Below are 17,053 nucleotides of genomic sequence, written 5' to 3' on the forward strand. Positions count from 1 at the left end.
ACATGCACATCCGAACCACCCGCGCACTGCGCGCCCTGTCCATCGTCGCCGCAGCGGGCGCCCTGATCCTCACGGCCGGCTGCTCCGGCGGTCTTGCGGGCGGGGGTGATGGCGGATCGGGCGGTACATCAGGACCGATCAAGCTCGGCATGCTCGCCCCGTTCTCCGGCAGCGAGTCCGCGTTCGGCAACTACATGAAGAACGGCGCCCAGCTCGCGATCGACGAGATCAACGCCGACGGCGGGATCGACGGACGCAAGCTCGAGCTCGAAGTGCAGGACGACGCCTGCGACGCGACGACCGCCGTCGCCGCCGCGAACAAGCTCGTGACCGACGGTGTAGTCGCGTCCGTCGGCGGCTACTGCTCCGGCGCCACGCTGCCCACCCTGCCGATCTTCAACGAGGCGAAGATTCCGATGGTGATCCCTGCGGCGAACTCGAACGAGCTCGTCAAGCAGAAGCTCCCGGGTGTGTTCCTCATCAACGGCACGGGCACTCAGCAGGCCGCGTCGGCGGTGAAGTACGCGCAGAAGTCGGGCGCGAAGACGGTCGCGGCGGTCAACGACGCCACCGCCTACTCGAAGGATCTCGCCGACTCGTTCGCCCAGCAGGCGAAGGACGCGGGCCTCACGGTCGATGTCAACGCGGTCATCACGCCCGGTGAGAACGACTACTCGGCCGTCGCGACGCAGCTCGCCGGCGCCAAGCCCGATCTCGTGTACTGGACGGGGTACTACCAGGAGGGCGGCCTGATCGCGCGGCAGTCCAAGGACGCCGGCTTCTCCGGGACGTTCCTCGTCGGTGACGGATCCGTCGACGCGAAGTTCGCCGAGATCGCGGGCAAGGGCTACACCGAGAACGTGCTCGGCACCTTCACGCAGACGCCGGACATGCTCAAGGGCGCCGACAAGTGGATCGCCGACTACAAGAAGCTCGCCGGTGCCGACCCCGGCCCGTACTCGACCCAGTCCTACGACGCGGTCAAGGTCGTCGCGGAGGCGATGAAGACGGCCAAGGGTACCGAGTTCGACGCCGTGGTCAAGGCGCTCGAGGGCCTCAAGGACTTCAAGACGCTCGCCGGCCCGCTCACGTTCATGCCCGACCACACCCGGTCGGGAGGCGGCTTCGTGATCGTGTCGATCGATCCCTCCTCCGGCAAGTTCGTCCTCAAGGACGACCTGCAGGGCTGATCGCGCCCGGGGGCGGCCCTCGGCGGCCGCCCCGCCTCGGTCCCCGCTGCCCGGAAAGGACATCCCTCGTGATGCAACTCATCTGGAACGGCCTCATCGTCGGCTCGTTCTACGCCCTCGTCGCACTCGGCTACAGCATGGTCTACGGGATCATCAAGCTGCTCAACTTCGCGCACGGCGACATCTACATGCTCGGCGCGTTCGCCGGCTTCGCCACGCTCTCGGCCTTCGGGATCTCGAACGAGTCCTCGATCCCGCTGCTGCTCGTGATCCTCCTGCTGTCGATGGTGACGACGGGGCTCATCGGCGTCGGCATCGAGCGGATCGCATACCGCCCGTTGCGGAAGAGCCCTCGCCTTGCCGTGCTGATCACCGCGATCGGCGTCTCCTTCACCCTCGAATACACCGTGCGGCAGATCTTCGGGCCGAACCCCGAGGCGTTCCCCGTGCGGCTCGAGTCCGCCGGCTTCGACTTCCTCGGCATGCGGATCACCCCGGCGCAGATCGTGCTCGTCATCATCGCCGCCGCCCTCATGCTCGTGCTCGCGCACATCGTGGAGCGGACCAGGCAGGGCAGGGCGATGCGGGCGATCGCCCTGGATCCGCAGGGCGCCCAGCTCATGGGCATCAACGTGAACCGCGTGATCGCGACCGTGTTCTTCATCGGATCCGCGCTCGCGGGCGCCGCCGGCGTCATGGCCGGCGCCTACTACGGCTCGATCGACTTCCTGATGGGCTTCATCATCGGCCTGAAGGCATTCACGGCGGCGGTCATCGGCGGCATCGGCAACCTGTACGGCGCCATGCTCGGCGGCCTGCTGCTGGGCCTGCTGGAGTCGTTCGGATCCGCGTGGTTCGGCGGCGAATGGCGGGACGTGTTCTCGTTCGCCTTCCTCATCCTGTTCCTCACCTTCAAACCGACGGGGCTGCTCGGCGCCCGCGTCGTCGAGAGGATGTGACATGTCCGGCACCGTCTCCCCAGGCTCCGTGACCTCGGCCCTGCGCGACGCGAAGCTGCGCGCGCCCTCGCCGCTGTTCGACCGTCCTTCCGCCCCGCGCGGCGTGCTCTCCTCTCAGCAGGGGTTCCTGCGCGCGCTCGGCGGCCTGTGCATCGTGCTCCTCGCCGTGCTCCCGTTCATCGATGCGTCGCGGTACACGATGTCGATCGCCACGAGCGCACTCATCTACGTGATGCTGTGCATGGGGCTGAACGTCGTCGTCGGCTACGCCGGCCTGCTCGACCTCGGCTACATCGCCTTCTTCGCGGTCGGGGCCTACGTCTCGGGCATCCTCACCACCGTGGTCGGGCTGCCGATGTGGATGGCGCTGCCTGCGACGATCCTGTGCTGCATGGTGGCGGGCATCATCATCGGCGCGCCCACCCTGCGCTTGCGCAGCGACTATCTCGCCATCGTCACGCTCGGCTTCGGCGAGATCATCCGGATCACCGCCAACAACCTGAAGATCACCGGGGGACCCTCCGGTATCCACGGCATCCCGACGTGGAGCTTCGGCGACTGGAGCTTCGCCGACGGCCTCGCGATCGGCGGGCTGGTGTTCCCGCAGCGCGTGCTGTTCTACTACTTCGTCGCCGCGATCGTCGTGCTCGTGGGCGTGATCGGCGCAGGACGCCTCGCGAAGGGCAAGATGGGCCGCGCCTGGAAGGCGGTCCGCGACGACGAGGATGCCGCCGAGGCCATGGGCATCAACACCTACCTCGCGAAGATCTCCGCCTACATCATCGGTGCGGTCTGGGCGGGTGTCGCGGGTCAGCTCATGGCCACGCACCTGAGCGCGATCAGCCCGAACAGCTTCCAGTTCCTCTATTCCGCGCTGATTCTGATGGCGGTCGTGCTGGGCGGTATGGGATCCACCCCCGGTGTCATCATCGGCGCGCTGTTCGTCTCGCTCGCCCCCGAGCTGCTCCGCGACTTCTCCGAGTGGCGGTTCCTCATCTTCGGCGTGCTGCTCGTGGTCGTGATGCTGTTCCGTCCTTCGGGGCTCTGGCCCTCCACGGCGATCCTGCCGTGGCTGAAGAAGCGACGGCCGGTGCCGCCGCCCACCCGGGGGTTCCTCGCGCCGGTGCCGGTCGATGAGGATGAGGTGCCGCTCGCGGCGGAGGAAGCGACCGCGGAAGAGGGTGAGGGGCGATGAGCGCGCTGCTGGAGGTCTCGGAGCTGCGCCTGCAGTTCGGCGGGGTGAAGGCCGTCGACGGCCTCAGCTTCTCGGTCCAGGAGGGCGAGATCCTCGCCGTCATCGGGCCGAACGGCGCGGGCAAGACGAGCGCGTTCAACTGCATCTCGGGGTTCTATCTGCCGACCTCCGGATCCGTCGTGTTCGACGGCAAGGACATCGTGCGGGAGGCGCCGGGGTTCTGGCGCCGTCTCCGCCTGGTCGACCTGCTGCAGAGCTTCGGCTTCTACCGGGTGCTGCCGTCGCGGGTGACGAAGTGGGGGATGGCGCGCACGTTCCAGAACCTGCGGCTGTTCCGCGAGCTCAGCGTGCTGGACAACGTGAAGACGGCCATGCACGCGAACCTGCGCGAGGGCTTCTGGGCGACGTTCCTGCACACCCCGGGCTATCGCCGCGCCGAGCTCGCCTGCGCCGAGGCGGCGCGCGGCTGGCTGGACTTCGTCGGCTTCACGGATGACGAGAACCTGTACGTGACGCAGTTGCCCTACGGCGAGCAGCGTCGTGTGGAGATCGCTCGGGCCCTCGCGACGAGCCCGAAGCTCCTGCTGCTGGACGAGCCGGCGGCCGGCCTGAACTTCAGCGAGAAGCAGGCGCTCATGCAGCTCATCCGGCGCATCCGCGACCTCGGGGTCGCCGTGGTGCTGATCGAGCACGACATGGGTCTCATCATGGAGCTCGCCGAGCGCATCGTCGTGCTCAACTACGGCAAGGAGATCGCCGTCGGGACGCCGGAGCAGATCAAGAACGATCCGGTCGTGATCGAGGCGTACCTCGGCGTCGAGGACGAGCCCCTCGACGCGACGAAGCTGCAGACCGGCACCGTGGATCTGTCCCTGCTCGAGGGCGACGGCACGACGAAGAAGGGGAAGCGCTCATGAGCTCGCTCTCGGTTCAGGCGGCAGACGTCTACTACGGCCGCGTGCATGCGCTGCGGGAACTCAGCTTCGATGTGCACGAGGGCGAGATCGTCTGCCTGCTCGGAAACAACGGCGCCGGCAAGTCGACGACCATGAACATGCTCTCGGGGCTCGTGCGGCCCAAGAGCGGCACGGTGCGCTGGGGCGACATCGACCTCGCCACGGCCAAGCCCTGGGACATCGTGGCCGCGGGACTCGTGCACGTGCCGGAGGGCCGCCGGATTTTCTCCACCATGACCGTGCACGAGAACCTCCTGCTCGGCGGATACACCGTGCGGGATCAGAAGCTGATCGCGCAGCGGGTGGAGCAGGTCTACGCGCTCATGCCGCGCCTGGCGGAGCGTCGCAAGCAGCAGGGCGGAACCCTCTCGGGCGGCGAACAGCAGATGGTGGCGATCGGGCGGGCGATCATCGGCGGCCCCAAGCTGCTGCTGCTGGACGAGCCGTCGATGGGCCTCGCGCCGCTCGTGGTCAAGCAGGTCATGGAGACGATCCAGGCCGTGAACGCGCAGGGGACCACGGTGCTGCTCGTCGAGCAGAACGCGAGGGCGGCGCTGCGGATCGCGGACCGCGCCTACGTCGTGGAGACCGGGCGGGCGACGCTGTCCGGTTCGGCGGCCGAACTCGCCGCCGACGCCAGGGTGGTCGACGCGTACCTCGGCGGCTGAGTGCCGGCGCTGGTCCGCGGAATCGGCGGATCCGCGCCGGAGAGGCGCCTCCGACAGTGCCGACAACAATGTAAAATGTCACACGGTACTCGCGGATCAAAGAACGGATGCGCACGTCAGGAGGCGTGAATGAGGGTCGTCGTGATCGGCGCCGGAGCAGTCGGCGCGGCCTGCGCGCTCGCGCTCGCCGAGGCGGGAGCCGAGGTGATCGTGATCGACCGCACGGGCGTCGCGGGGGAGACCTCGAGCCGGTGCGAGGGAAACATCCTCGTCTCCGACAAGGAGCCGGGGGCAGAGGCGGAGCTGGCGATCGAGGCGAACCGCGCGTGGCGCGCGCTGGCCGAGAGGCTCGACGCGGAGCGCGTTCCCGGCCAGCCCGCGACGGAGTTCGAGGCGAAGGGCGGCATCGTCGTCGCGTTCCCCGGCGGCGCGGATGCGCTGGGATCGTTCGCGAGGTCGCAGGGCGGCATCGGCATCCGCTCCGAGGCGCTGGACGAGGCGGCGCTGCGTGCCGCCGAACCGCACCTGAGCTCCGAGATCGCGTTCGGCGTGCACTACCCCGACGACGCGCAGGTGCAACCGAGCCTGGCCACGCAGGCGATGCTGGCCCGCGCTGTGCACCGGGGCGCGCGTCTGGTGCTCGACGACGTGGTGGCGGGCGTCGTCGTCGGCGAGCGGGTGACGGGGGTGCGCACCGTCCGCGGTCTGGTCGAGGCGGACGCGGTGGTCAACTGCGCAGGGCCGTGGGCGGGCGAGGCGGCGGCGCTGTTCGGCAGCATGCTGGACATCCGGCCGCGGCGCGGCACGATCCTCGTCACGGCCGGGATGCCGCAGCGGGTGTTCCACAAGGTGTACGACGCCGACTACGTCGGCGCGGTGGGTTCCGCCGATGCGGCGCTGCAGACGTCGACCGTGGTCGAGTCCACGCCATCCGGCACCGTCCTGATCGGGTTCAGCCGCGAACGCGTCGGCTTCTCGGGCGAGGGGCTGCTCGCGCCGCTCTCGGAGATCGCCGCGAAGGCGTCCTGTCTGTTCCCCTTCCTGCGCGACACCATGCTGCTGCGCACCTATTACGGGTTCCGCCCCTATGCTCCCGACCACCTGCCCGCGATCGGCGCCGATGCCACGATCGCCGGCCTCTTCCACGCGGCGGGGCACGAGGGTGCGGGCATCGGATTGGCCCCCACCACGGGCGCGCTCATCGCGCATGCCGTCCTCGGCGCGCCGGCGCCGCTGGATCCGACCCCGTTCCTCCCCTCGCGGGCGAGTCTGCAGGGGCCGGACGGACGAGGCGCGGAGCGTGCCGCACAGGGCTCGCAGAAACAGGAGAGCGCGGCATGACCGTACAGATCACCGTGGACGGCGTCGCCGTCTCCGGGCGCGAAGGGCAGACCATCGCGGGCGTGCTGCTGTCCTCGGGCCGGCGCACCTGGCGCACCGCGGCGGGGGCCGAGCGCGGCATTTTCTGCGGAATGGGCGTGTGCCAGGACTGCGTGCTCACGGTCAACGGCGTGGAGGGGGTGCGCGCCTGTCAGCGCGAGGCGTGCGAGGGCGACCTCGTGGAGCGGGAGGTGCGGGCATGAGCGCGCGGCGCGTGGTGGTCATCGGCGCGGGGCCGGCCGGACTCGCCGCCGCGGCCGCCGCCGTCGAGGCCGGGGCGGACGTCACGGTGCTGGATGAGGGCGAACGCGTCGGCGGACAGTTCTGGCGGCACCATCCCGAGCTCACGGATCCGCACCTGCAGCACCAGACCGCACGGTTCCGTCGACTGCAGGAGGCTCTGTCGGGCGCGCGCGTCCTGCCCTCCGCATCCGTGTGGCGGATCGAGGCGGGAATCCCTGTGCGCGTGCACGCCCTGATCGGGCCGGCGGACGCCGCGCAGCGCCGTGGCGAGACCGTCCTCGCCGACGCCCTGGTGATCGCGACGGGCGCGCACGATCGCGTGCTCCCCGTCCCGGGATGGACGCTGCCCGGCGTGACCTCCGCCGGTGCGGCGCAGGCGCTCGCCAAGCGCGACGGCGTGCGGCTCGGTGCGCGCACGGTGGTCGGTGGAGCGGGTCCCTTCCTCCTGCCCGTCGCGCAGAGCATCGGCCGCGTCGGTGGCGAGGTGGCCGAGATCGCGGAGGCGGCGAGCATCGCGACCATCGCGCGGGGCTGGGGGCGGCGCCCCTGGGAGCTCGCCGCGGCGGCGGGCAAGGCGGGGGAGCTGGCGTCGTACCTGGGATCGATCGCTGGGCACCGCACCCCGTACCGCTTCGGCTCCGCGGTCACGCGCATCCACGGCGAGTCGGCCGTCGAGGCCGTGACCGTGCAGCGCATCGACGGCGACTGGCGTCCCATCCCGGGGACAGAGCGCACGGTCGAGTGCGACGCGGTCGCGCTCGGCCATGGCTTCACCCCCCGGCTGGAGGCCGCCATCCAGGCCGGCTGCGAGATCGGGGCCGACCGGTTCGTGAGGGTCGGATCCTCGCAGGAAACGAGCGTGCCGGATGTGTACGCGGCGGGGGAGATCACCGGGATCGGCGGCGCAGACGCGGCTCTCGCGGAGGGCGCCGTGGCCGGCCTCGCCGCGGCCGGCGTCGCGCCGGCGGACATCCGGTATCGCGCGCCGCTGGCCGCGCGTCGGCGCATGCGGGCCTTCGCCGGCCGACTCCAGACGCACCGGATCGGATCCGGGTGGACCCGATGGCTCGATGCGCAGACGATCGTCTGCCGCTGCGAGTCAGTGCGCCGCAGCGCGCTCGACGAGTATGCGGAGGCGTCCTCCCGGGGGATGCGCCTCGCCACGCGAGCAGGCCTCGGAGCCTGCCAGGCGCGCACCTGCGGGCGCAGCGTCGAGGACATCCTCGGCGCCCCGGTGGGCTACGATCGCCGTCCCGTGCTGTCGTCGGTGCGGATCGGCGAGCTCGCCGCGACCTGCCAGAACCCCGCGGACTGAGCCCCAGGGATCCTTGCCGATGCTCAGTAGTGGGTGATATGTTACGTACTACCGGCGACGAGGACGTCGCACGACACTTCGCGAACGGACCTCGATCACCCCGCGGTTCGCACGCGAGAACCCGGCCAGGACGGCGCGGGAACGGAGAGAATGGACATCGCAATGACTGAGCAGACCATGGACCTCGGCGGCGTCGTCGTCGCGACCACCCTGGCCTTCGCCGAGGACTCCTCGGCGCCGGCCGGACTCGCCGTCGACTACGACAAGTTCGGCGAGCACGTCGACTTCCTCATGTCCAACGGCTGCCGGGGCGTCGGCCCGAACGGTTCGCTCGGGGAGTATTCCTCGCTCACCGACGAGGAGCGCCGCAAGGTCATCCAGGTCGCCGTCGAGGCCGTGGACGGCCGGGGCATCGTGATCGCCGGCGTGCACGGCGTGGGCAGTCACCAGGCGCGGAAGTGGGCGGAGCTCGCCCGCGATGATGGCGCGGACGGCGTGCTGCTGCTGCCGCCGACCATCTATCGCGCCAACGAGGGCGAGGTCATCGCGCACTACGAGGAGGTCGCGAAGGCCGGCCTGCCGATCATGGCCTACAACAACCCCTTCGACACCAAGGTCGACCTGGTGCCGTCGCTCGTGGCGAAGCTCGCGCAGATCCCCGAGGTCGTAGCGATCAAGGAGTTCTCGGGCGACGTGCGCCGTGTCTACGAGATCAAGGAGCTCTGCGACATCGACATCATCGCGGGCGCCGACGACGTGCTCTTCGAGCTCATGGTGAACGGCGCCGTGGGCTGGTTCGCCGGCTACCCGAACGCCTTCCCGCGCGAGGCCGTCGAGCTCTACACCCTCTGCGCCGAAGGGAAGTGGCACGAGGCGAAGGCGCTCTACGAGCAGCTCGTCGCAGTGTTCCGCTGGGACTCGCGCACCGAGTTCGTGCAGGCGATCAAGCTCTCCATGGACATCTGCGGCAACTCCTACGGCGGCCCCACCCGTCCGCCGCGCGGCCCGCTGAGCGCCGAGCAGCGCGCCCAGGTCACCGCCGACACCGAGCGCGCCCTCGCCGCCCTCGCCGCCCGTTCCGCGGTGGTCGCCTGATGCGGATCGCGTTCTTCGGGACGGGGCGCCCGAGCGGCCGCTCGGCGGGAGCACGCTGATGCGCGCGCGCCGGGTGCTGCAGGCCGTCGACTCGCACACCGAGGGGATGCCGACCCGCGTCGTGACGGGCGGCGTGGGCAGGATCCCCGGCGCGACGATGAACGACCGTCGTCTGTATGCGATGGAGCACCTCGACGGACTGCGCGGCTTCCTCATGAACGAGCCGCGCGGACACGCCTCGATGTCGGGCGCGCTGCTGCAGCCGCCCGCGCGGGAAGACGCGGACTGGGGCGTCGTGTTCATCGAGGCGTCCGGGTTCCTGCCGATGTGCGGGCACGGCACGATCGGCGTGGCCACGGTGCTGGTGGAGACGGGCATGGTCGAGGTCACCGAGCCGGTGACCGAGATCCGGCTGGACGTTCCGGCAGGCCTCGTGATCGCCCGGGTCGCGGTCGAGGACGGACGTGCGGTGAACGTGACGATCGAGAACGTCCCGAGCTTCGTGGACCGTCTCGACCAGCGGATCCCGGTGCCGGGGATCGGCGAGATCGCGTACTCGGTCGCCTTCGGCGGCAACTACTACGCGCTCGTCGACCTGGACGAGGTCGGGCTTCCGTTCGACCGGGCGCGCCAGGACGACATCGTCCGCGCCGGCCTTCTGATCATGGACGCGATCAACACGCAGGCGCCGCCCGTGCACCCCGTTCTGGAGGGCGCGAACCACGTGCACCATGTGGAGTTCATCGCCCCCGGATCCGACGCCGTCCGCTCGCGGCACGCCATGGCCATCCACCCCGGCTGGTTCGACCGGTCTCCCTGCGGCACCGGGACGAGCGCCCGGATGGCGGAGCTGCACGCCCGCGGCGAGCTCGCGCTCGACGCGCCGTTCGTGAACGAGTCGTTCATCGGCACGGAGTTCATCGGGCGCCTCGTCGGCGAGACAACCGTGGGCGACAAGCCCGCCGTGATCCCCACGATCACCGGCCGCGCCTGGGTGACCGGGCTCGGCCAGTACATCCTCGACGGGGACGATCCGTTCCCCGAGGGCTTCGTCTTCTAGGAGAGATGCATGACTGACAGCACGACCACCGTGTCCGATGTCGCCGCGCGCGCCGCCGCGGCCGCCCGACCGTTCGCCGCGACCTCGCCCGCGGACCGCGGCGCCGCGCTCGTCGCGGTCGCCGACGCTCTCGACGCGCACGCGGGGGAGCTCATCACGATCGCGATGCGGGAGACCGGTCTCACCGAGGCGCGGCTCACGGGCGAGCTGAAGCGCACGTCCTGGCAGCTGCGGCTGTTCGCCGACACGATCGTCGATGGCGCCTACCTCGACGCGCGGATCGACGACGCCGATCCCGCGTACGTGATCGGGCCGCGCCCGGATGTCCGCCGCGTGCTGGAGCCGGTCGGACCGGTGCTCAACTTCGCCGCGTCGAACTTCCCGTTCGCGTTCTCGGTGGCAGGCGGCGACTCCGCGGCCGCTCTCGCGGTGGGCTGCCCCGTCGTGGTCAAGGCGCATTCGGGGCACCCCGAGCTCTCCCGCCGCACGGCCGCGATCGTCGCGGAGGCGCTCGAGGGCGCCGGCATGCCGACCGGTGTCTTCCAGCTCATCGAGGGGCAGCAGAACGGCGTCGCGCTGCTGCAGGACGAACGGATCCGCGCCGGGGCCTTCACGGGTTCCACGCACGTCGGACGCCTGCTCGCGGACGTCGCCGCGGCCCGGCCGCGCCCGATCCCGTTCTACGGGGAACTGGGCAGCGTGAACCCCGTGTACGCGACCTACGCGGATGCCGAGCTGCTGCAGGGCTTCGTCGCCTCCGTGGCCGGATCCGCGGGCCAGCTGTGCACGAAGCCCGGTTTCCTGTTCGTGCCGGCCGACGCCGATCTGTCCGCCGTCGCCCCCGCGGCCGGCGGCGTGGCAGAGCACCGCCTGCTGAACCCCGGCATCGGGCGGGCGTTCGAGGGCCGCAGGGCCGCCGTGCTCGGCGCGGAGGGCGTCACGGTACTGGCCGAGGGCGAGGTCCGCGAGGACGAGGGCGGGCAGCGCCACGCGACGCCCACCGTGGTGGCGGTCGGGCTGGACACGCTCCGCGCGCACCGGGAGGAGCTGCTCGAGGAGTCGTTCGGGCCGTTGTCCGTCATCGTCCGCTACACCGACGCGGAGGAGCTCCCCGCCGTGCACGAGGAGCTGTTCCCCGGCAACCTCACCTCGACCGTGCACGCGCGCGCGGCAGAGCTCGCCGACGGATCCCTCGACGCGCTCGTCGACGCCCTGGCCGCGACGAGCGGTCGCGTGCTGTTCGGCGGCTGGCCCACCGGCGTCGCGGTGACGCCGGCGATGCAGCACGGCGGCCCGTACCCGGCGACGACGACCGACGCGACGAGCGTGGGCACCGCCGGCATCACCCGGTTCCTGCGGGGGGTGGCGTATCAGAACGCCCCGCAGGAGCTGCTCCCGGCGCCTCTGCGCGACGACAACCCGTGGCGCGTGCCGCAGACCCGCAGCGCGGCAGGTCGCTCGGCCGAGTGGGGCTCCTTCGCCCGCTGAGTCGTCCGCACGGGAGAGGCGGCCGCCCCGTGAGGGGTGGCCGCCTCTCTTCGTTCCTGGAGGTCTCAGTCGATCGCGCGTCCCGCGCGCACCACGAGCCCGCGCGCGTCCTGCTCCCACAGGGACGCCGGCTCGGCGAGCGGATCGGCCGTCAGCAGCACGGCATCTCCGTATGCTCCGAGCCCCAGATGCCCCGCGCGCTCATCGCGGATGAGGGCGGCGTTGACCGTCGTCATCGAGCGCAGCGTCGCCGCGGCGCCGCTCGCCTCGACCTGCAGGCGAACGCCGCAGAGCTGATCGTCCTCGAGCTCGCCCATGAGGTCGGTGCCGAACCCGACCGGGACGCCGGCTGCGAGCGCGAGGCGCACCGCTTCCTGGCCGTGCGAGAGCACCTCGGCGTTCTTCGCGAGGGAGATCGCGTTGAGGCCGATCCCTGCGCCGCGCCGGTCCATGGCGTCGTAGGCGGCGAGCGTCGGCACGAGGAACGCCCCGGTGGCGGCCATGTGCTCGGCGGTCGCCGCGTCGATGAGGTTGCCGTGCTCGATCGAGCGCACGCCGTTCTCGATCGAATGCTGCACGGCCTCTGACGAATAGGCGTGCGCGGCGACGTAGGATCCCTGCCGCGTCGCCTCGGTGACGACGGCGCGCAGCTCCTCCGCGGAGTACTGCGGAACCCGGATCGGATCCGTGAGCGAGAACACCCCGCCGGACGTCATGACCTTGATCGCGTGCGCGCCCGTGCGCAGCCGGTTGCGCACGGCGAGGCGCAGCGGCTCGACGCCGTCGACGATCTCGCACATGTGCCCATGGCTGAAGCAGATGTCGACGTGCGCGGAGCGCGGATCCCCGTGGCCGCCGGTCTGGCTCAGCGCCGGACCGGTGAAGAGGTAACGCGGCGAGTCGAAGAGGTCCGCGTCGATCGCGCGGGCGAGGCCGATGTCGCCCCCAGCCACGTCGCGCACGGTGGTGAAGCCTCGGCGCAGCGCCGCGCCGAGCCGGCGGGTGCCGTTGATCGCGGCGAAGCTCAGCGGGCCGCGCTCGTCCTCCAGCCCGTCCTGGCTGGTCGCGTAGGCGTGGAAGTGCGCATCGATGAGACCGGGGATGAGCCAGCGGCCGCGGCCGTCCACGGTCGTGGCGCCCTCGGCCGGGCGATCGGCGACGGCGCCATCGATGATGTGCAGGTCGCGGTCTTCGAAACGGTCGCCGTTCCAGACGGCTGCTCCGAGGATGCTGAGGGATCCGGTGCGCATGAGAATGCTCCTTCACAGGGGGACGGGGATGCGGATGGGAGGAGGCGGGACGCTTCACGATACGACGGCGTCCCGACGTCAGCGCAGGCTGAAGCCCTCGGGCAGCGGATCGCCGTCGTCGAGGTCGAAGGTGCACGATCCCACCCGGTGCGCGAGCCCGCGCACCTCGGGGATCACGCCGTCGGAGGTGCGGGCCGCGACCGTCGCGCGGAACCGGGTTCCGATGATCGAGTCGTGCGTGAGCTCCTCGTCGTCGCCCAGCGCGCCCGAGGCGGCGAGCAGTGCGACGCGAGCCGCGGTGCCGGAGCCGCACGGGCTGCGGTCCACCTCGCCGTCCGCGAAGACAGTGACGTTGCGCTGCCAGGGACCGCGTTCGGTGCGTCCGAGGTCGTCGAACAGGATCGTGCCGTAGACGCCGCTCAACCGCGCGTCGTCGAGCTGAGCGGCCGGATGGTCGTTCAGCGCCCACTTGATCTCGCGCCCGATGCGGATGAGGTCGGCGGTGTGCTCCGGGAGCACGGACAGCCCGACCGCGGAGGCGGGCAGCGTCGCGTACACGGCGCCGCCGAAGATCAGATCCACGTCGACGCGCCCGAGCGAGGTCTCCAGGGGGATGTCGCGCGCGAGCACACGTGACTCGACGTTGCGGAAGACGACCTCGGTGATCCGACCCTTCTCCTGCCGCACCAGGGCCTGCACGCGCCCGCTCGGCACGTCGATCGTCACGGTCGTTTCGCCGTCCGGATCCGAGGGGACCCGACCGGTGCGGACCGCCCAGGTGCCGAGCGCGATCGTGCCGTGCCCGCACGCCGTGGAGAAGCCGTCCTTGTGCCAGAACAGCACCCCGAGATCGGCCCCGGAGTCGTCGGGCGGCGTGAGGAAGCCGCCGTACATGTCGTCGTGACCGCGCGGCTCGAGGCAGAGGAAGCGCCGCACGGCGTCGGCTTCGCCGGTCATCGCTGCCACGCGCCGCTCCGCCACGGTCGCGCCATGGGTCGGCACGCCTTCGACGATGCGGAACGGCTCTCCTGCGGTGTGCCAGTCCTCCGTCGTGATCATGAACGCTCCTCTCCGGTGCCGACGGCGCGTGCGGCGACGGCGAGATCCTGCCAGCCCATGCCGCAGGTCTTGACGATTCGGGGCCGGTCGCGCGCGGGGGAGACCGCCCCGGTGAACAGCTCGTGCATCGTGACGAGGCCCTCCGGACGCAGCGCGCCGGCATCCACGGCGCGGATGACGTCTCCCGCCTCGGCCGCCGCGACACGGCGGCTCTCGACGACGACCTGGCCGCGGCCGAGCAGCGCGGCCGGAAGCTCCGCCTTCGCGGGCTCGTGTGAGCCGATCGCGACCACGGTGGCATCGGGACGGACGACGTGCGCAGGAAAGAGGGGATCGGTCGCCGTGGTCGCGCACACGATGAGATCGGCGGCGGCGAGGTCGGCGACCGAGCCGACGGCGACGGAGGCCTCCGGTACGAGCGCCTGAGCCTCCGCGACGGCGGTTGCGCCTCGGCCCCTGTCCCGGCCGACCATCCGCACCGTGCGCAGCGAACGGACGGCGGAGAGCGCCTGAACGTGGCGCACGGCCTGAGGCCCTGTGCCGAGCACGACGAGGTCGCCCGCCTCGGGTGCGGCGAGCACGTCGACCGCCGCCGCGCTTACCGCCGGGGTGCGGAGCGAGGTGAGGGCCGTACCGTCCAGGATCGCGATCGGTGCGAGAGTGGCGCCGTCGAGCACGATGTAGACGCCCTGGATGCGCTCTCGTCCCTGTGCCGGATTGCCCGGAGCCACGGAGGCCAGCTTCTGTCCGACCATCCCGCCGAAGGCGGCGGGCATGAGCAGCAGCTGTCCCTGCGGGACATCCAGGATCGTGCGGGGCAGATCGTCCTCCGGATCGAAGCCGCCGCGGAGCACCTCGCCGACGGCCCGGATCGCGTCCGCCATGCTCACGCGGGCCGCAAGGGTCTCCGCATCGATGAGGGCGAGTTCGGCGATGACATCGGGCATGCGTCCAGACTAGCCAGTAATATGTCATGCGGTACAGGTTTTCGGTGGCGGACGCGACACGGATCCGCGCCGTTTCGCCTCAGAGCCCCGGATCTGGCAGAATGGACAGCTGGATCACCGCTCGACCCTCTATCCGGCCGTGATCCACCCGCAGAGCTTCCACCGGGTGTGCACCCCACGCTTCTGGTGATCAGTTCGTCTTCCTTCCACACCATTCAGGAGAATCGTGGCTGTCAAGATTCGTCTCAAGCGCCTGGGCAAGATCCGTGCGCCCTACTACCGCATCGTCGTCGCCGACTCGCGCACCAAGCGCGACGGTCGCGTGATCGAGGAGATCGGCAAGTACCACCCCACCGAGGAGCCCTCGTTCATCGAGGTCGACTCCGAGCGGGCGCAGTACTGGCTGTCCGTCGGCGCCCAGCCGACCGAGCAGGTCGCCGCCATCCTCAAGATCACGGGCGACTGGGGCAAGTTCAAGGGCGACAAGGACGCGAAGTCCACCCTCAAGGTCGCCGGCGAGAAGGCCGTCTTCGAGGCCGACTCGGCCAAGAAGTCCGTCATCAAGCCCAAGGTCGAGAAGAAGGAGGCTCCCGCTGCGGAGGCTCCCGTCGAGACCCCCGCCGAGGACGCAGCCGAGGCTGCGGCCGACGCGGAGTAATCCGTCGTGCTGGCTGCCGCGCTCGAGCACATCGTCTCGGGGATCGTCGATCACCCGGAGGATGTCACCATCACCGCCACCTCGTCGCCCCGCGGCGACGTCCTCGAGGTGCACGTGCACCCCGATGACAGGGGGCGCGTGATCGGGCGCGGCGGCCGCACCGCCAAGGCCCTGCGCACGCTGATCACCGCGCTCGCGGACGGACGTCGCGTTCGCGTCGACGTCGCGGACGACTGAGCGTGGCCGTCACCGATCGCCCCTCCGGACGCAACCAGCTGCGCGTGGGGCGCCTCGTCAAGGCGCACGGACTCAAGGGTGCACTCAAGCTGGAGCTGTACACCGACGATCCCGCCGGACGTTTCGTGCCCGGTGCCGAGTTCACGTTGCAGGTGCCAGAGGCATCTCCGTGGCACGGCAAGTCCATCACCGTCCGCGAGTACCGGGTGATGAACGGCAGCTCCGTCGTGTTCTTCGAGGGCGTCGACGACCGCGATGGCGCCGAGGGCCTCGTCAAGGCGATCCTGTGGATCGACCAGGACGAGTCCGAGGAGCCGGAGGACGACGCCTGGTACGACCACCAGCTCACCGGGCTCGACGTCGTCCGCGATGACGTCGTCGTCGGCCGCGTGATCCGCGTCGACCACCTGCCCGCACAGGATCTGCTCATCGTCCGGCCCGCATCGGGCTCCGGATCCGAGATCATGGTCCCGTTCGTCTCGGCGATCGTGCCGACCGTGGACATCGCGGCGGGGCGGATCATCGTCACGCCGCCCGCCGGGCTCTTCGAGGAGCTCGCCGAGGACAACGCGCCCGCCGATGACTCGGCGGAGGATGCCCCCGAGCAGGACGCGCCCGGTGCGGATTGACGTCGTCTCGATCTTCCCGTCGTACTTCGACGGGCTGACGCTCTCTCTGCTCGGCAAGGCGCGGGACAGCGGCATCCTGGATCTGAACGTCCACGATCTGCGCGACTGGACCAGCGACCGGCACCGCACCGTCGACGACACGCCCTACGGCGGCGGCGCAGGCATGGTCATGAAGCCGGAGCCATGGGGCCTCGCCCTCGATCAGCTCGCGGCCGAGCCCGCGCGCACGACTGGGGCCCCCGAGGGACGCCCCACCATCATCTTCCCCTCGCCGGCCGGAGAGGTGTTCCGCCAATCCACGGCCCGCGAGCTCGCGGACCGCGAGCACCTGATCTTCGGGTGCGGTCGCTACGAGGGCATCGACGAGCGTGTGTTCGAAGAGGCAGCGGAACTCGGCGAGGTGCGACTGATCAGCCTCGGCGACTACGTGCTGAACGGGGGAGAGGTCGCCGTCATGGCGATGGTCGAGGCGATCGGCCGGCTCATCCCCGGCGTCGTCGGCAACCCCGAGAGCCTCGTCGAGGAGTCGCACGAGGACGGGCTGCTCGAGTACCCGTCGTACACGAAGCCGTCGGTCTGGCGCGACCGCGAGGTTCCGCCGATCCTGCTGAGCGGCAACCACGGGGCGATCGCCGCCTGGCGCCGCGCGCAGCAGATCGAGCGCACCCGGCGTCGCCGTCCCGACCTGCTGCCCGACGACGAGGGCTGAGCCCGACTTCGTCCC

18 protein-coding genes are annotated in these 17,053 nt (G+C 70.8%); 15 read left to right on the top strand and 3 right to left on the bottom strand.

The genetic code is table 11. From position 1 onward, the window contains the following. The first annotated feature begins 2 nt into the window (after positions 1-2). The 11 genes from ACFC1J_RS01730 to ACFC1J_RS01780 all read left to right on the top strand — a co-directional run bounded on the left by ACFC1J_RS01730 (position 3) and on the right by ACFC1J_RS01780 (position 11,549). Positions 3-1,190 (top strand): branched-chain amino acid ABC transporter substrate-binding protein, encoded by a 1,188-nt coding sequence (locus ACFC1J_RS01730; RefSeq protein ID WP_375901923.1) that lies wholly within the window; start codon positions 3-5, stop codon positions 1,188-1,190. 71 nt (positions 1,191-1,261) lie between these two features. Beyond that, positions 1,262-2,149, top strand: a complete 888-nt coding sequence (locus ACFC1J_RS01735) for a branched-chain amino acid ABC transporter permease (RefSeq protein ID WP_375902708.1) — start codon at positions 1,262-1,264, stop codon at positions 2,147-2,149. 1 nt (position 2,150) lies between these two features. Next, a complete protein-coding gene (locus ACFC1J_RS01740; protein WP_375901925.1) occupies positions 2,151-3,344 on the top strand; it encodes a branched-chain amino acid ABC transporter permease in 1,194 nt (397 codons plus the stop codon). Next, positions 3,341-4,261: an ABC transporter ATP-binding protein gene (locus tag ACFC1J_RS01745; protein WP_082076828.1), complete on the top strand. Its 921-nt coding sequence runs from the start codon at positions 3,341-3,343 to the stop codon at positions 4,259-4,261. The genes ACFC1J_RS01740 and ACFC1J_RS01745 overlap by 4 nt, the downstream gene beginning before the upstream one ends. Next, entirely contained in the window at positions 4,258-4,968 is a 711-nt protein-coding gene (locus ACFC1J_RS01750; protein WP_375901928.1) for an ABC transporter ATP-binding protein, read from the top strand. The genes ACFC1J_RS01745 and ACFC1J_RS01750 overlap by 4 nt, the downstream gene beginning before the upstream one ends. Positions 4,969-5,097: 129 nt before the next feature. Next, positions 5,098-6,309 (top strand): NAD(P)/FAD-dependent oxidoreductase, encoded by a 1,212-nt coding sequence (locus ACFC1J_RS01755; protein ID WP_375901930.1) that lies wholly within the window; start codon positions 5,098-5,100, stop codon positions 6,307-6,309. Further along, the gene (locus ACFC1J_RS01760; RefSeq protein WP_375901932.1) at positions 6,306-6,551 is read left to right on the top strand and encodes a (2Fe-2S)-binding protein; all 246 of its coding nucleotides are present in this window, start codon (positions 6,306-6,308) and stop codon (positions 6,549-6,551) included. Before ACFC1J_RS01755 ends, ACFC1J_RS01760 begins: the two co-directional genes overlap by 4 nt. Next, the gene (locus ACFC1J_RS01765) at positions 6,548-7,906 is read left to right on the top strand and encodes an FAD-dependent oxidoreductase (protein ID WP_375901934.1); all 1,359 of its coding nucleotides are present in this window, start codon (positions 6,548-6,550) and stop codon (positions 7,904-7,906) included. The genes ACFC1J_RS01760 and ACFC1J_RS01765 overlap by 4 nt, the downstream gene beginning before the upstream one ends. A gap of 162 nt (positions 7,907-8,068) precedes the next feature. Beyond that, positions 8,069-9,001, top strand: coding sequence for a dihydrodipicolinate synthase family protein (locus ACFC1J_RS01770; RefSeq protein WP_375901936.1), 933 nt, complete (start codon positions 8,069-8,071; stop codon positions 8,999-9,001). A 58-nt stretch (positions 9,002-9,059) separates the two neighbouring features. Then, entirely contained in the window at positions 9,060-10,061 is a 1,002-nt protein-coding gene (locus ACFC1J_RS01775) for a proline racemase family protein (RefSeq protein ID WP_375901938.1), read from the top strand. Between the two features lie 9 nt (positions 10,062-10,070). Continuing rightward, positions 10,071-11,549 (top strand): aldehyde dehydrogenase family protein, encoded by a 1,479-nt coding sequence (locus ACFC1J_RS01780; RefSeq protein ID WP_375901940.1) that lies wholly within the window; start codon positions 10,071-10,073, stop codon positions 11,547-11,549. A gap of 65 nt (positions 11,550-11,614) precedes the next feature. On the opposite strand, the gene ACFC1J_RS01785 is transcribed toward ACFC1J_RS01780, so the two are convergent. From ACFC1J_RS01785 to ACFC1J_RS01795, 3 genes are all read right to left on the bottom strand, one after another. Continuing rightward, on the bottom strand, positions 11,615-12,799 hold the full coding sequence (locus tag ACFC1J_RS01785) for an amidohydrolase family protein (protein WP_375901942.1): 1,185 nt from the start codon (positions 12,797-12,799) through the stop codon (positions 11,615-11,617). A 78-nt stretch (positions 12,800-12,877) separates the two neighbouring features. Continuing rightward, complete coding sequence (locus ACFC1J_RS01790; protein ID WP_375901944.1) at positions 12,878-13,858, bottom strand: proline racemase family protein; 981 nt, start codon at positions 13,856-13,858, stop codon at positions 12,878-12,880. After that, positions 13,855-14,805: an ornithine cyclodeaminase family protein gene (locus tag ACFC1J_RS01795; RefSeq protein WP_375901946.1), complete on the bottom strand. Its 951-nt coding sequence runs from the start codon at positions 14,803-14,805 to the stop codon at positions 13,855-13,857. The genes ACFC1J_RS01790 and ACFC1J_RS01795 overlap by 4 nt, the downstream gene beginning before the upstream one ends. A gap of 226 nt (positions 14,806-15,031) precedes the next feature. Between ACFC1J_RS01795 and rpsP the strand changes: the two genes are divergently transcribed. From rpsP to trmD, 4 genes are read left to right on the top strand one after another with little or no spacing between them, the layout of a single operon-like run. Beyond that, positions 15,032-15,463: a 30S ribosomal protein S16 gene (rpsP, locus tag ACFC1J_RS01800; RefSeq protein ID WP_375901948.1), complete on the top strand. Its 432-nt coding sequence runs from the start codon at positions 15,032-15,034 to the stop codon at positions 15,461-15,463. Positions 15,464-15,469: 6 nt separating this feature from the next. Further along, a complete protein-coding gene (locus ACFC1J_RS01805; protein WP_045273224.1) occupies positions 15,470-15,700 on the top strand; it encodes an RNA-binding protein in 231 nt (76 codons plus the stop codon). 2 nt (positions 15,701-15,702) lie between these two features. Then, positions 15,703-16,329, top strand: coding sequence for a ribosome maturation factor RimM (rimM, locus tag ACFC1J_RS01810; RefSeq protein WP_375901950.1), 627 nt, complete (start codon positions 15,703-15,705; stop codon positions 16,327-16,329). Then, positions 16,319-17,038, top strand: a complete 720-nt coding sequence (gene trmD, locus ACFC1J_RS01815; RefSeq protein WP_375901952.1) for a tRNA (guanosine(37)-N1)-methyltransferase TrmD — start codon at positions 16,319-16,321, stop codon at positions 17,036-17,038. Before rimM ends, trmD begins: the two co-directional genes overlap by 11 nt. The last annotated feature ends 15 nt before the right edge of the window (positions 17,039-17,053 follow it).

The sequence above is a fragment of the Microbacterium sp. NPDC056052 genome (assembly GCF_042266785.1).
Taxonomy (GTDB): domain Bacteria; phylum Actinomycetota; class Actinomycetes; order Actinomycetales; family Microbacteriaceae; genus Microbacterium.